Genomic DNA, 14,340 nt, shown 5'->3' with positions numbered 1-14,340 from the left:
GGTCGTGGCTCGGTCATTGCGGGAGTCCCCCTTGGTTCCACATGGCGTCCCAGTCCCCGCGAATACCAGTGGCAGTAAATCCGCCGAGGTCCGTACTGCGGAACGGGTTGGCGAGGTAGCGCAGCTCGTCATGTTCTGGCCCGTCTGGGCTGACGGAGACGAGTGCGAGGCGGTGGTTATCGCCTGCGTTCTTGCCGAACAACACTTCGTTGTAGGTCACGAAAAAGTCGTCTGCTCCCGCTACACGGCCCTTTACTTCGATGAAGACGGTCGGTTGTCCTGGCGCAGTTGAGCGGATATCGTAGCCGGGGTTGTTGTGGGGCATCTCCTCGGCGTCTCGGCCGAGGGCCCTCTCGGCGGCGAGGACCGCGTCGACGGCCCGCCGCTCGCTGATGGTCGTGTCCGCTGGATGCCGACCGTCATGTGTCGACACTAGCCCGGCCGGAATGATCAAGGCCGCGCCGACTACGGTCGGGGCCTTCGCCGCGAGTTGGGCTTCGGCTATCAACGCCGCGGTGCGGACGTCGAGGCGTGCCTCCAGCTCACGCGCTCTCGACTCAAGCCGATCGGGGCTTTGCCGGATCTTGCCGCCCTTTCCTGCAGCGATCTCGTCGCGAATGCGGGCTGCCTCGCTGTGGTGCCAGTTGACCTGCTGCAGGAGTCGCTGTCGGACGGCGGCTGTGGTCTTCTCCAGCAGGGGCAGCATCCGCGCTCGGACCTGTTCTAGATGCTCAGGCTGTTGATCGGTGACAGCCCACGTGCTGGCAAGCGTCTCGACACCGTCGTTGAGCCACGCCTGAGTCAAGACCTTCTTCGCGGCGGCCTGCGCGCGAGCAGGGAGCGGCTCCGCGTCCAGGTAGGGCGCCGGGCCGGCTGTCGATGCGCGTCCGTCGGGTGTCAGGGTGACGAACGCGAATCGCTTGCTGACCACCCGGCCCGTCCCGTCGACGATCTCGCCGGTCAACGCAACGACGAGCTGAGGGACGGTGCCGAAGTCGTGGGGATCGAAGAGTACGGCGCCCCGGTCCAGCGCTGAGCGGTGCGCCTCAACTGTGGCATCGAGGACTGTGTCCATCAGCGGGTGTCCGGGTGCCAGCAGCTCTGCTCGTCTGCCGAAGCCCTCGACGCGGCTCGGCTCGAAGGTCACGCGCTCGTACCGGGTCGTAAGTGGCGTGCGAGAGCCGGGCCGCTGCCTGGCGCGCAGGGTTGCGGGCACGTTGCTGATCTGGTGGCGGCCTACCTCACGCCGGGAGATCCGGCCGCCGAGACGGGTGAACGCGTCACGGAAGAACAGCTCGACGTAGTGAGGCTGCAACCTTCTGGCAGCGGCCTCGTCCATTTCCTTGCGCAGCTGTTCGAGCTCGTGGGGGCTGAGCGCCTCCTGGGCCAGCGCTCGTTCGATGAGCAACTCGTTGAGTCCGCTGGAGACCTCGGCGTCGACGACATCAAACATCTCTGCCCGGCGTTCCGGGTCATCGCCGTATCGGATGGCCTTCATCAGCAGGTCGCGGAGGGACGTCTCGGTAAACGCGTCGCCCAGGACGTCGAACAAACGTCCTCCGTAGGCCCTGCGCTGCTCCTCCATCTTCGTCAACAGCCTGGTGAAGACCTGTCCCTCCCGCGTGTCCTCGGCGACCAGGTTCCAGAGTCGGCAGACGCTCTCCTGCCCGATGCGGTGGATGCGTCCGAAGCGTTGCTCTAGCCGATTGGGATTCCACGGCAGATCGTAGTTGATCATAAGGTGGGCGGCCTGCAGGTTCATGCCCTCGCCCGCCGCGTCAGTAGCCACCAGCACCGCGCGCGCCGGGTCGTGCGTGAACTCTTCTCGGGCACGTCGACGGTCGTCGCGTTTGGTGCCCCCGTGGATAACGAGGACCCCGTCGTCGCGGCCGAGGACGTTGCGGATCTGCTCGGCGAGGTAGTTCAGCGTGTCCTTGTGCTCCGTGAACACGATCAGCTTGCGTGGAGTTCCGTCGGGGGCTCGAAGAATGTCTTCGTCGAGAAGCAGTCTGCGCAGCTCTGCCCACTTCCGGTCCTGCCCTGAGTCCCGGACATCTGTGGCGAGTGCGACGAGCTCGTCGAGCTGCGAGATCTCGTAAGCGAGCTCCACAGCCGACTGGGCCGCGGTCGCTGCGTCGACGACGTTCTCTTCGAGAGCCTCAGCCTGCTCGGCGTCGAGCTCGTCAGACTCGAAATCCTCGATCTCGGTGATGCGCACCCTGTAGGAGAGCTGCTCGTCGCGACTGGACGCCTGCGTCGCGCTGAGCATCTCCTGGCGCTTTACTTGAAGACGATGTCGGCGGCGCTCGAGAGAGCGAAGGATCGCATGAGTGCTGGACGCGAGCCGGCGCTGGAGGACGGTGAGAGCGAAACCCACTGTCCGGACACGTCCGGCGTCCAGGGACTCCGCGCGATTCATCTCCTCGCGCACGTACTGCGTGACCCGCTCGTACAGGAGCTGCTCGCCGCCCGAGAGCTCGTAGGGCACCGTCTCGGCGATCCGCTCGGGGAACAGCGGACGGCCCTCGAAGGTGAGGAGGTCCTCCTTCACCATGCGCCGCATCAGCCCGGTGGTGTCCGTAGAGTGCACGCCGTCGCGAAAGCGTCCTTCGAAGCGGTCCGGGTCGAGGAGGGCGAGGAAGAGCTGGTAGTTCTCCTCGCTACCTGCGTGCGGTGTAGCCGTCATCAGAAGCAGGTGGCGGGCGACGTTGCCAAGTTCCTGACCGAGTTCGTATCGCTTGGTGGTCCGCAGCTCGCCCGTCCACCACCGGGCTGACATCCGGTGAGCCTCGTCGACGACGACCAAGTCCCACTCGCTCGTGGCTAGATGCGCTCGTAGGGGTTCCGAGCGGGCGAGCTGGTCCATGCGCGCGATCAGCAGAGGGTGCCTGGTGAAGGGGTTGCCGTCCGCAGCGCTGGCTGCCATGTCGGGGGAAAGGATCTCGGCGTCGATCCCGAACTTCGCCGCCAGCTCGTCCTGCCACTGTTCGACCAGGCTTCCGGGCGCCACGATCAGCATCCGGGCTAGGTCCCCGCGGAGCATGAGCTCCTTGGCGTACAGGCCGGCCATGATGGTCTTTCCCGCGCCGGGGTCGTCGGCGAGGAGAAACCGCAGAGGGGTCTTCGGCAGCAGCTCCCCGTAGACGGCCCGGATCTGGTGCGGTAGCGGCCTCACATCGGACGAGGACACGGCGAGCATCGGATCGTGAAGGCCCGCCATGCGGATGCGTAGTGCCTCAGCGGCCAGTCGGAACTCGGCTCCGTCGGCGTCGAAGCTCCATCGGCTGCCGGGCTGCTCGACCGTGAGGCGTGCGAGATCGGCGGGATACAGCAACTGGGTGTTCGGCACGCCCGAGCTGTCCTGGAAGACCAAATTGATCGTGTCAGGGCCGTGTGGGATGGCCGCAAGCACAGACACGGGGCCCGGACGCAGCCCGTGCACCGTGACGCCGGCGGTCAGGTCCTCAGCGCGCACGGGACTCGATGACGAGGAGGGTGGAGCCACGAACGGACACTAATGCAGCGTCTGTTGGGGAGGACGAGGCACGGCACGCTTGGGTGTCCGACCGGCTCAGGCTTGGGCATGCCCTCGACGTGCTCAAGTCCGTCACTCGTCAAGCAGGAGGCTGTCTGTCTGCCTGGCCTGCTTCCCCGTAGTCCAGACCAGGATGTCGAACGTTCGGATCACGCTGATTTGGTCGGGCAACTCTGCATGGTCGCGGATGGCGGCCAGCTCCTGTGCCAGCCGGCCGTCGTCCTCACGCAAGGCATGCTGCAGGTCGCGCCAGTACCCGACGCCGGGGTGGTTGAGCTCCGCCAGCACGATCCTGTCGCGGATCGGTACCAGCCGAGGTCGCTTGCGCGCTATGAGCTTCCCCCGGTTCGCCGGAGTGCGGGTTACCTGTCGGCGTCGCGCTGGGTGCGACGATAGTCGTCTTCGTACTCGTCGGGTGAGAGCCCGCCGAGGCGGGCCTGGATCCGGCGCGGGTTGTACCAGCCGTCGAGGTAGCGGATCAGGGCGTGCTCGGCGTCGCGGCGGGTTGTGAAGGTGGTGCCGGGCCAGTAGAGCAGCTCGATCTTGAGGGTGGACCACAGGTTCTCGGCGAGGGCGTTGTCGTAGCTGTCCCCTGTGGACCCGGTCGACGGGGCGACACCGGCGTCGACCAGGCGCTGGGTGAGTCGCAGCGCCGTGTACTGGGCTCCCTTGTCGCTGTGAAAGATCAACTGGCCGGGGCGCAGGTCCCGCGAGCGCAGGGCGTGGTTGAGCGCGGTGAGGACCAGCGCGGTCGTCGCACGGGGGTCGGTGGCCCAGCCGACGACCCGGTTGGAGAACGCGTCACGCACCGAGGCCAGCCACAACACGCCCTCGCCGGTGACGATCCGGGTCAGGTCGGCCACCCAGACGCGGTTCGGCGCGGTCGCGGTGAAGTCGCGTTCGAGCAGGTCCGGCGCCGGCCGGTGGGCGGGGTTCTGCCGGGTCGAGCCGCCCTTCCAGCCGCGGCGCAGGTGGGCGCCCTGTAGGCCGTGCTCGCGCATGATCCGCTCGACGCGCTTGCGGCCGACGTGCACGCCCTGGCGGCGCAGCTCGAGCCAGACCCGCGGGGAGCCGTAGGTGGTGGCGAACTCGCTGATCGAGCGGATCTTCACGATTTGCTCGAGCAGGACGGCGTCGTCGAGCTGCCGCTGCGATGGTGACGCGCGGCGGGCGCGCCAGTCGTAGTAGGTCGAGGCCGCGATGTTCAGGACCCGTAGTACGAGACCGACGGGGAAGTCATGGGCGTCGACGAAGCTCATGACCACCTCCGGGTCGGGCCGATCTCGCTGGCGAAATAGGCGCTCGCCGCGCGCAGGACCTCGTTGACCCGCCGCAGCTCGGCGTTCTCCTTCGCCAACCGCCGGTTCTCGGCGAGCATGTCGGTCGACGGCCGATCATCGCGCTCGCCCTTGTCGGCCTCCGCTTGGCGGACCCAGTTGCGCAGGGCCTCGTGATGCACCCCGAGCTGCTGCGCGAGCCCGCGGAACGTCGGGCGGGGGTCGGACTCCCGATACAGCCGGACCGCTCGTTCGCGCAGCTCATCGGGGTACTTCTTCGGTGCGGGCACCAGTGCCTTCCTTCCTGGTTCTCAAGATCGAACCAGTGTTCAGACACTCCGGCAAAGCGGGGGAACCTCACTAACAGCTTCGAGGTGATGACAGGGCCGACACCCGGGAGCAGCCTAAGTTCCCTCCAAAGGTGCGAGAGAGGAGATCTGTCGCCGATCTCGCTCTCGGCGGCGTCGACCAGATCGAGGTCAGTCGGGACTTCCCTCAGCAACGAGCCCATGACGTCTTGGCTGCGGCGCCCGAGCAGCTCGATTGCCGCCTGCGCCGAGACACGAACGCCCAGCATCGACACCGCGACGATGTCCTCAGCCGTGAACTGGTGTGCGACCTCGGGTCGGTCACCGCCTCCAGCGAAGGAGTCGAAGTGGGAACCCGTGAACTGAGGGCGGTCGGAGGAGGCTCCGGTGAAGTAGGAGCGGAGGCATTCGACGGCTCGGACATGGTCGCTGATCCCACGGGGGAGCCGAAGAGTTCTGATCGGGGGTGGTTCTGCCTCCAGCGTTGCCGGAAGTCCGAGGTGCTTGCGGTGTTCCTGCATCACCCACAGCGCTGCACGCGGCTCCAGCGTGAGCGTCCGGCGTGTCGCGGTGCAGCTCTCGCATGCGGTCCAGCACATGGAGTTTCGGCCGGAGCCGGATGTGACGACACGCAAGCCCGAGGTTGCCTTGCACGCATAGCAATGCGTCCCCAACGGGCAGGTCTCCGCCACGTCGCCCATCACGCCACGGTAGCCGAGTCGTGACGTAGCGCAGCAGCCCCGTGGGCATGTCGTGGTTGCCGCGGTTGCGAAGTCGCCGGGCGTGCGCCGGCTCCGCCGTCGACAGCACGCGCCGGCGCTCGTCGTACTGCTGGAGCGGCTTCGACGTAATCTTGCAGCGCAGTAGCCATCGGCCCACGGGCGAGAGCGTGACACGAGATGTGACGCGAAACGGTGGCTATGACTGATGCCTGGAGCGCTCGGCGTGGGCAGTGGCGAACGTTTGTCGCAGGTGGAGGCACGGTGATGTGTCTCGCACGCGCTTTACACCCGAGCTGTCGGAAGCTCGAACGTCTGAAGCCAACCTCAACCCGTCGTGGACCGGGCGAGAACCATCGACCGGCACGGAGATGGATCCGCTCATGGCCGCAGGTGACGTCCCCTCGGTTGGTGTAAGTCGCTCGCGAGGGTCTCTGCAGGTCAGATCATGCCGTGATGAGTTCGGGTCCTGCCACTGGTTGGTCGCCGGCCGGTGGCGGGGCGAGTAGTGCCATGGTGGCTTCGCCGAGGTAGCGGCGGTCACCGGCTTGCCATTCGTCGTGGGCTTCGACCAGGACGGCGCCGGCCAGGCGCAGCAGCGCTTCGGGGTTGGGGAACACCCCGACCACGTCGGTGCGGCGTTTGACCTCCTTGTTCAGCCGTTCCAGCGGGTTGGTCGACCAGATCTTCTTCCAGTGCGCGGCAGGGAAATCGGCGAAGGCCAGCAGGTCAGGGGCGGCGTCGCGCAGCATGGTCTCGACCTTCGCTGATTGGCGGCCGAGCATCCCTGCGATCACGTTGAGCTGGTCGCGGACCATGTCGGCCTTGGGCTGGGCGAAGATCGTGCGGATCGCGGCGGCGACCATCTCGGCGTTGCCCTTGGGGACCTGGGCCAGGACGTTGCGCAGGAAGTGCACCCGGCAGCGCTGCCAGGCCGCGCCGAGCAGCACCGCCGAGATGGCCTGGGTGAGCCCGGTGTGGGCATCGGAGATCACCAGTTGCACCCCGCCGAGGCCGCGGGCTTTGAGGCTGCGCAAAAACGCGGTCCAGAACGCCCCGTCCTCGGAGTCGCCGACGGCGAACCCGAGAACTTCCCGCCAGCCATCGGCGCGGACACCGGTGGCGATCACCACCGCCTGAGAGACCACGCGGTGATTCACCCGGGCCTTGCAGTAAGTGGCGTCGAGGAACACGTAGGGGAAGCGCTGCTCGGCCAGCGAGCGGTCGCGGAACGCTCCGACTTCGGTGTCGAGGTCGGCGCAGATCCGTGAGACCTCGGACTTGGAGATCCCGGAGTCGGCGCCGAGGGCCTTGACCAGGTCGTCGACCTTCCTGGTCGAGACGCCGTGCAGGTAGGCCTCCATCACCACCGCGAACAACGCCCGGTCGACCCGGCGTCGGCGCTCGAGCAGCGACGGGAAGAAGCTCCCGGTGCGCAGCTTGGGGATCCGCAGCTCCAAATCGCCGGCGGTGGTCGACAGGGTACGGGTGCGGTGCCCGTTGCGCTGGGCAGTGCGGGCATCGCTGCGTTCGTGCAGCGCAGCGCCGATCGTGTCGGTGAGCTCGGCTTCGATCAACGCCTGATAGATCGTCTCCGCGGCAGTGCGGACACGGTCACCGACATCGGCGACCTTGAGTGCATCGAGGACTTCGAGCAGGGCAGACTGGTCCAGGGCCATCGCGTGGCACCTCTCTACGTGTTCCTTGGCGGGTACACGCAGAGACTCACGCGGTGGCCCCTCCTACGAAGTCAGCCACGCCGGACAGGGCCGCTACTTCCACCACCAACGGGGACGCCACCTGGCCGCATGGCCGAGGAGCCCGGTGGAACGCCTGCGGCGTGGCCTGTCGGCCCGGTGGCTTAGCACGGCCGGTCTCCCGGTCAAGGGCGCTTCGCTGGCGCTGCGCGTCGCTGCGCGACCGGCCTGCGGCCGGCCCGTGACCGCGAGCCTCGCCGGCCGTGCCGGGACGCCCTTACGGGCAGGCGGGGAACAAGCGCCCCGCCACCCGCAAGGGGTACCCGGGCCGTCAGGCCCGATGGCGATCGGAGGCCACCATGGGCGCAGTCGAGCACCGCACCAACACGCAGGACACCGGGACCGCGACCGCCCGGCAGGGCGTCGGGGGTGCGGTGGAGGTGATGGGGATGGTGCTGCGGGTCGCGGGGCCGGTGGCGTGCCGGGTGGACATGCAGTTCGCCGGGACCCCGGAGCGCCAGCTCGGCCTGTCGATGGGCACCGTCCTGATCTATCTGCGCAGCCACTACACGGCGCTGAAGATCGCGCGGGCGTGGAGCTCCGCGGCGCCGCTGGCCGCCTCGCTGGCGCCGGTGCTGACCGGTTCGAGGCGGGGTGTGATGGCGCCGACGGGGCCGTGGTCGACGGCGACGATGGTGCGGTTGAACGGGTCTCCGAGCGTGACCGGGGGTCTGATCGAGCCGGTGGCGGGTACGGAGGCGACGCGGATGCTGCGGATGCGGGTGGGTCCGCTGGTGTGGGAGTTGTGTGACGGTGCGGCGTTCGCGGCGACGGTGAAGGGCTGGAAGCTGGCCGCGGACATGCTGGCTGTGGACAGCGACGACACATGATCATGGATGTGTGGATGGTTCGGCCCGGCCGCTGGCGCGGCCGGGCCGTCCGCGTCACCGTGCACGTATGAGATGGCGGGTCGGGGTGCTGCGGCCGGTGGCGGAGAACGTCGACTGGACTGCCTGTGGGGATGCAGCGGACTGGGGGACCGCCCGCGGGCAGGCAGTGGATGCGTTGCGCGGGTTGATCGTGGGGGAGGGGCGGGTGCAAGAGTACCGGATCGAGGTCGACGCGGTCCCGGGGATCGTGTGGCCAGGGCTCGATGACACCGGCCGGGTGGAGCTGGCTGGAATCGACGACGTCATACCTGTCGACCGCGACCAGTCGCACCCCTGGCTGCTCTGACTCGAGCGACCGGCCCTCTGGTGATTGTCGGGGATGTCGTGTCCGGAGTGCTCCCTACTCCGTTGTCTGATGAAACTCCTGCCGCCCCCACTGCCTATGTCGTCTTCGATCGACTCGACGACGACGGATCCGAGATCGGTCGGATGCAAGGGAGCCGTCAGGTCGTGGACTCGATCCGGCCGGTGATCGGTCCGGCAGCCGCGGCGGAGCCCGCCGAGACGGTCAGCTGGACCGTGCCGGTCTGGCCGGGGGCGATGGTGATCGTCGCGCTGTAGGGCTGCGTGATCGACCATCCGGTAGGGAGCTTCTCGGCGGTCCACTTCGAGGAGGTGATGGGGACCTGTCCGGTGTTCTCGATCCGGATGGTGGCGGAGCAGGAGCCGGGGATGACCTCTGCGGTCTTGCCCTCGACGAGGGTTCGCGACACCAGCGGGTTGATCGAGACGGCCGAGGCACCGTCGACCGTGACGTTCGGGCAGTCGGTCGTGCTCTTGGTGCCGGACACGCTGGCCACCTTCGCCGAGGCGGTGGAGTCGATGTACCCGGTCGCCCCGCCGATCGTGGTGGTGAGCACGACGATGGCGAAGGCGATCCCGCCGGCGAGGAGGAGCCCGAGGGGGATGCCGACGAGTACGGCAGTGCGCCGGCTGATCTTCTTCACGATGTCCTCTTCCTTGGATTTGTGCCACCGTGTCGGCGGCACCCGTGAAGACGATCAATACGGTCTGGGTGTTAACGCTGATCATCACCAGAGTGCCGGGTCCCGTCCGGGAGTGCGGGACGCGTGCATCAACTGTGGTGCGAACCAGCGTCGATCCATGACGTGCAGCGTGGCTTCAGCACTCCCGCGGGTTACTGGAGTCCCTGGCCAGCGGCTTGTGTGGGAGGTCACTGCTGCCTTCCAAACTGGCTACGCGGGTTCGATTCCCGTCGCCCGCTCAGGTAGTTCTACCAGCGAAAACGGCGCCCACTCCCGATCTTGGGAGGGGCGCCGTCTTCGTTGTCGTGCAACTAGCGTGCAATTAGCCGTCGTCGTCCTCGTCGCGCTGGACCAGGTCGTTGAGGCGTCGCGCGATGGCGCGGTCTCGCTCGCTGGTGGCGTGCTGGTAGATCAGGGCGGCCCGCATCGAGCCGTGGCCCATGCGGTGCATCAGCTCACGGGTGCTGGCCCCGGCCGTGGCGGCGAGGTGGTTGCCGGTGTGGCGGAGGTCGTGGAAGTGGAAGCCGCTGGGCAGGCCGGCGGCGACCACCGTCCGGGTCCAGGCCGTGGAGCGGTGGAAGTTGCCCCGACGTAGCGGGCCGTCTCGGTCGCCGGTGAACACCAAGCCCTCGGTGCCCTCCTCGGCGAACTCGGCGATGTGCCCACGCAGCTCGCCCACCAGGACCTCGGGAAGGGCGACGGTGCGAGCCCCGGCGACGGACTTGGTAGGTCCCGCTTCGATCTCCCCGTTCTTGTGTTCGGCGAGCCGCCGGTAGACGTGGACCGCGGCGCCGTCGAGGTCGATGTCGCAGCGCCGCAGGGCGACCAGTTCACCCCAGCGGAGTCCGGTGAACGCCGCCGCGAGTACCAGGACCCGGAACCGCGGCGGGACGAGCCCGGAGAGCTTCGTGACCTGGGCGACGGTCGCCGTCGGTCCAGCCGGAGTCGCCTCCAACCAGACCTTCTCCGGCTGGACCAACACTGTCACCGGTCCCAGGCTCTGAGCCGCCATCATCGACCGACTCACCTTCGCCGGCCTGATCATCGAAACCGGCACCCGGTCCTACCGACTTGCCCGCGCCCGACGAGGAGCGGCCACGTGATCTTTCGGCCCCTGCCGTGTTCCGCGGTCTCAGACGGCTCCGACTACCTGGCCCTCAGTGGCTTACCTGCTTGCTTGCACGATGGCGTCGGCGAATGTGTCGGGCGCCTCGACCGGGACGAAGTGGCCGACCCCATCCACGGGCTGCACGGTGACCTGCGCGAAGAACTCTCCGACACGGTCGGACCAGGCGCCCAGGAACAGGGGGTCGTGCTCGGCCCACAGGAACCTCGTGGGGACCATGATCTTCTCGTCGGGGACCGTCTCGCCCAGATAGCGCGCCACGACGTCTCCGGCCGCTCGGTAGTACCCGATCGAAGCAACGAACGCGCCGGCGGGGCCATACGCCGACGTCAGGTGCTCAAGCCGGGCGGCGTCCACGATGAAGTCAGGGCCGGACCAGTGGGTCCAGAAGTACTCCAGGTAGTCCCGCACAGCGTCCGGTTTCCCGTCGAGGAGCTTCTCGGCCAGGTCGAGATGATGGAACGACTGATACCAGAACTCGCGAAACGGACCGTCGCTGAGAATCCGTGATCCGACGCCTGGAGCTGGTGGCGTGATGACCATGGCGCTGAGCAGGTCGGGCCTGTCCTTCGCGAGCTGCTGACCGACCCTGCTGCCGATGTCGTAACCGCCCAGCACGACTCGGGAGAGCCCCAGCTCTTCGATCAGTCCCGTGACACTGCGGGCCTGGGCCGCCAGGCTGTAGTAGTCGCCGGGGTCGCGGAGGTGCTTGTCCGAGGCGCCGAAACCGCGCAGGTCCGGCACGACGACGTCGAACTCGTCCCCAAGCCTCTCGGCGACGGACGCCATGTCCGTCCGGTCCCCAGGCCAACCATGAAGCAGGACCACCGGCGGCCGACCAACTGATCCCAGACGGTCGAAGCTCAGGGTGAACCCATCGACCGGGGCGCCCGTCGACATCGAGAACACACTCCTTCCAGAACCCTTGCCCGCGACCCGAGCCGCGAGTCGACGCACGCTCTCGCGCGTCGAGCGCCCCAGCATCGACGATCGCCTTCCGCGAACTGTAGTGGCTGGACGGACAACAACGTCAAGATCAAGCCACTCCTGGACAGCGGCCGGGCTCGTCACCCAGCACCACGAGCACCTCCGCCGCGGGAGCCGACTAGGACTGGCACCCCGGGCCAACTTCAGTTGACATCGCCACCCGGTTCAGACTGTCCGGACCGGTGCCCAGCGTCGTACGGGTCCCGGAGACCGAGCAGGCCGAGCAGCCGGTCCAGCACGCCCGCCGCGTCCTCGACGAGATCGCCTACCGCGACGCCGTCGACGAACCCGACGACGAGCGCTCCGCCCAGCTCACCCGCCGGCACACCGATGACACAGCCACCGAGAACCATGACGGGTCGTGGAACGACGACGCGATGCCCTGACCGGCACCTCGTCACGTGGAGGCCGGCGCCCTGGGACCGTCGGCGACGGAGCTCGTGCTGGGGGAGCTGCACGCACGGATCTACCCCGTCGCGCCCAGCAGCCTGGAGGGACGGGGTAGTCCTCATCCTCTCCCGGGGACGAACAGCACCCCTCGGACAACCACTTCCCCTCCCCAGCGGGGCCCCCGCGGCGAGGCTCCTCGGCAGGTCAGCCCGTGACGGGTTCGAGCAGCACCAACGGCACCTCGCGGTCGCCGGTCCGGACGGCGCGATCGCGCAGTTCGGCGAAGAACGGGTACAGCTCGTCGGCGTAGACGAGCCAGTCCGCCCGCTCGGCGCCCTCGACGGCGCGTGCGGTCATCAGCGTTCGGCGTGCCCCGTCCTGCAGCTGCACCGTCGGATGGGCCGTCAGGTTGTGGAACCAGCCCGGGTGCCGGGCCTGCCCACCGGCCGACGCGCCGAGGGCGTAGATGCCGCCGCGCTCGATCCGCATCAGGGCGGTCTTGCGCAGCGTGCCCGACCGCGCCCCGCGGGTGGTCAGGATGACGACGGGGCCGCCCAGCATGGTCGCACCCTCCCGGCCGTCGGTGCGTTCGTAGAGCTCGACCTGTTCGCGGGTGGCGGGATCGGAGCTGGGGACGTACTCGCCGTCCAGCAGGTTCGGTGTCACGTCGGGTCTTTCCTTCCGTCAGTGGGTCCCGGGCCTGGCGGGCCGGGATCAGAGGGCGATCACGGTCTTGCCGACGGTCCGGCCGCTTTCGACGAGGGTGTGCGCGGTCCGCATGGTCTCGGGGGTCAGTCCGCGCAGCGTCGTCGTGCCGATCGGACGGAGCCGGCCCGCCACGACGTCGTCCGCCGCGCGGGCGAGGATCCGGCCCTGACGAGCGGAATCGCCGCCGGTGACGATCGTGCTGAACACCATCTCGCCGTGCAGCGACAGCGACCTGCCGGCGATCGCCTCCATGTCCCAACGACCCGGCGCGTCGACGAAGGCGAGGTGCCCGAACGGGCGCAGCAGCTCGACGAATGAGGCGAGCCGGCTGCCGGTGTCCGAGGTGGACAGCACGAGGTCGACGGCGTCGATCCCGGCGTCGCGCAGCTGGCCGGCGAGGTCGCCGTGGTGGTCGACGACGAGGTCGGCCCCCATGGCGGTGGCCCACTCCTGTGACTCGGGCCGGGACGCGGTGCCGATCACGAACGCCTGCGTCCATGCCGTCAGCAGCTGCGTGGCCATCGAGCCCACACCGCCCGCGGCGCCGACGACCAGGACGTTCCCGACACCGGCGGGCAGTGCGTCGCCGTCGCGAACGAGCGCCTCCCACGCGGTGAGCACGCCGATCGGCAGGGAGGCGGCGTCGGCGAACGTGAGCTCGTCGGCGATCGGTGCGACGACCCGGTGGTCGACCGCGACGCGTTCGGCCCAGCTCCCGTCGCGGGTGATGTCGCCGGTACCCATCACCCGGTCCCCGACCGCGAACCCGGTGGCCGCGGGCCCGGTCGCGACGACGACGCCGGCGAACTCCCATCCGAGGACGACACGACCGCCCGGCGGCGCACTGCGGGTCCGCCGGATCACCGCCTCGCCGGGGTTGATGCCGATCGCCCGCACCTCGACCAGCAGGTCACCGGCACGCAACCGCGGTTCGGCGACGTCGACCAGGTCGATGGCGAACGCGTCGAGCGGGTGCGCCCGTTCGTAGGCGAGTGCCTTCACCGCGCTTCTCCGGCCGGGTCCTGCCGCAGGGCGTGCAGGGCCGAGAGGGGGCCGCCGACCTGTATCAGCCGTCCGCCGTCGCGCAGCGTTCCGGCATCGACCGGCGCGAACCCCGTGCGGTCGACGACGTCGTGGAACGTGGCCTTGGCCGCGGCGTCGTCACCGGCGTAGAAGAGCAGCTGCCGTCCTTCCGGGTGCCGGGGATCGGCGGCGATGTAGCGGGCGTAGAGGGTGTTGAACGCCTTGACCACGCGTGCGCCGGGGGCCAGCGTCGCGACGAGCTCGCTCGGCGTCACCGCACCGGGATCGGCGTCCGCCGGCTCCGCCATCCGGTTCGTCGTGTCCACCAGGATGCGGCCGTCCCAGGGCGGGAGTCCGGCCAGTGCGTCGCCGACCCGCGGCCACGGCACGGTCAGGAACACCATGTCCGCCCGCGCGGCCTCCTCGACCGGCGCGGCCTGCGCCGACGGGCCCAGCCGCGCCACGACATCGCGCAGCGAGCCGGGGCCGCGGCTGTTGCTCAGGGTCACGGCGTGCCCCGCCGTCACCAGATGACCGGCGACGGCCTCCGCGACCGTTCCGGCGCCGATGGTTCCGAACCGCATGACGACCTCCTATTGATGATGACTGACATCAATATGTACACGACCGCAGG

The 14,340-nt window shown here is 68.6% G+C and carries 14 protein-coding genes and 1 pseudogene; 3 read left to right on the top strand and 12 right to left on the bottom strand.

The features are described 5' to 3' along the window. Positions 1 to 13: 13 nt before the first annotated feature. From Pdca_RS25320 to Pdca_RS25300, 6 genes and pseudogenes are all read right to left on the bottom strand, one after another. On the bottom strand, positions 14 to 3,475 hold the full coding sequence (locus Pdca_RS25320) for a helicase-related protein (protein WP_085916422.1): 3,462 nt from the start codon (positions 3,473 to 3,475) through the stop codon (positions 14 to 16). A gap of 132 nt (positions 3,476 to 3,607) precedes the next feature. Beyond that, positions 3,608 to 3,997: a DUF6308 family protein gene (locus Pdca_RS37120; RefSeq protein ID WP_232021727.1), complete on the bottom strand. Its 390-nt coding sequence runs from the start codon at positions 3,995 to 3,997 to the stop codon at positions 3,608 to 3,610. After that, complete coding sequence (locus Pdca_RS25310; RefSeq protein WP_125911301.1) at positions 3,898 to 4,794, bottom strand: IS3 family transposase; 897 nt, start codon at positions 4,792 to 4,794, stop codon at positions 3,898 to 3,900. Before Pdca_RS25310 ends, Pdca_RS37120 begins: the two co-directional genes overlap by 100 nt. Next, complete coding sequence (locus tag Pdca_RS25305; protein WP_166665856.1) at positions 4,791 to 5,102, bottom strand: transposase; 312 nt, start codon at positions 5,100 to 5,102, stop codon at positions 4,791 to 4,793. The genes Pdca_RS25310 and Pdca_RS25305 overlap by 4 nt, the downstream gene beginning before the upstream one ends. A 77-nt stretch (positions 5,103 to 5,179) precedes the next feature. Continuing rightward, positions 5,180 to 5,641: pseudogene (locus Pdca_RS38095) on the bottom strand (DUF6308 family protein); the annotation flags it as partial. A 644-nt stretch (positions 5,642 to 6,285) separates the two neighbouring features. Continuing rightward, complete coding sequence (locus tag Pdca_RS25300) at positions 6,286 to 7,518, bottom strand: IS256 family transposase (RefSeq protein WP_125911554.1); 1,233 nt, start codon at positions 7,516 to 7,518, stop codon at positions 6,286 to 6,288. Between the two features lie 377 nt (positions 7,519 to 7,895). Here Pdca_RS25300 and Pdca_RS25295 point away from each other — a divergent pair, with 377 nt between their 5' ends. Together Pdca_RS25295 and Pdca_RS25290 are read left to right on the top strand one after the other, a co-directional pair. After that, positions 7,896 to 8,426: a hypothetical protein gene (locus tag Pdca_RS25295; protein ID WP_085916254.1), complete on the top strand. Its 531-nt coding sequence runs from the start codon at positions 7,896 to 7,898 to the stop codon at positions 8,424 to 8,426. A gap of 67 nt (positions 8,427 to 8,493) precedes the next feature. After that, complete coding sequence (locus Pdca_RS25290) at positions 8,494 to 8,772, top strand: hypothetical protein (protein WP_085916255.1); 279 nt, start codon at positions 8,494 to 8,496, stop codon at positions 8,770 to 8,772. Positions 8,773 to 8,929: 157 nt separating this feature from the next. On the opposite strand, the gene Pdca_RS25285 is transcribed toward Pdca_RS25290, so the two are convergent. From Pdca_RS25285 to Pdca_RS25270, 3 genes are all read right to left on the bottom strand, one after another. Further along, the gene (locus Pdca_RS25285) at positions 8,930 to 9,433 is read right to left on the bottom strand and encodes an NEW3 domain-containing protein (protein ID WP_158092333.1); all 504 of its coding nucleotides are present in this window, start codon (positions 9,431 to 9,433) and stop codon (positions 8,930 to 8,932) included. Positions 9,434 to 9,794: 361 nt separating this feature from the next. Beyond that, the gene (locus tag Pdca_RS25280; RefSeq protein WP_246104036.1) at positions 9,795 to 10,460 is read right to left on the bottom strand and encodes a tyrosine-type recombinase/integrase; all 666 of its coding nucleotides are present in this window, start codon (positions 10,458 to 10,460) and stop codon (positions 9,795 to 9,797) included. Positions 10,461 to 10,637: 177 nt separating this feature from the next. Then, positions 10,638 to 11,498, bottom strand: coding sequence for an alpha/beta fold hydrolase (locus Pdca_RS25270; RefSeq protein WP_085916289.1), 861 nt, complete (start codon positions 11,496 to 11,498; stop codon positions 10,638 to 10,640). Between the two features lie 269 nt (positions 11,499 to 11,767). Here Pdca_RS25270 and Pdca_RS25265 point away from each other — a divergent pair, with 269 nt between their 5' ends. Beyond that, positions 11,768 to 11,971: a hypothetical protein gene (locus Pdca_RS25265; RefSeq protein ID WP_085916257.1), complete on the top strand. Its 204-nt coding sequence runs from the start codon at positions 11,768 to 11,770 to the stop codon at positions 11,969 to 11,971. A gap of 208 nt (positions 11,972 to 12,179) precedes the next feature. On the opposite strand, the gene Pdca_RS25260 is transcribed toward Pdca_RS25265, so the two are convergent. Genes Pdca_RS25260 through Pdca_RS25250 form a run of 3 tightly spaced genes read right to left on the bottom strand, consistent with a single transcriptional unit; the run spans position 12,180 to position 14,290 of the window. Beyond that, positions 12,180 to 12,641, bottom strand: coding sequence for a nitroreductase family deazaflavin-dependent oxidoreductase (locus Pdca_RS25260; RefSeq protein WP_085916258.1), 462 nt, complete (start codon positions 12,639 to 12,641; stop codon positions 12,180 to 12,182). Positions 12,642 to 12,689: 48 nt separating this feature from the next. Continuing rightward, positions 12,690 to 13,685: an alcohol dehydrogenase catalytic domain-containing protein gene (locus Pdca_RS25255; protein ID WP_085916259.1), complete on the bottom strand. Its 996-nt coding sequence runs from the start codon at positions 13,683 to 13,685 to the stop codon at positions 12,690 to 12,692. Further along, entirely contained in the window at positions 13,682 to 14,290 is a 609-nt protein-coding gene (locus Pdca_RS25250; protein WP_085916260.1) for an NADPH-dependent F420 reductase, read from the bottom strand. The genes Pdca_RS25255 and Pdca_RS25250 overlap by 4 nt, the downstream gene beginning before the upstream one ends. Positions 14,291 to 14,340: the final 50 nt, after the last annotated feature.

Origin of the sequence: Pseudonocardia autotrophica, from assembly GCF_003945385.1 — a bacterium.
GTDB classification, from domain to species: domain Bacteria; phylum Actinomycetota; class Actinomycetes; order Mycobacteriales; family Pseudonocardiaceae; genus Pseudonocardia; species Pseudonocardia autotrophica.
Note: the sequence above shows the minus strand (reverse complement) of the source record. Positions and strands in the feature narration are given on the sequence as shown.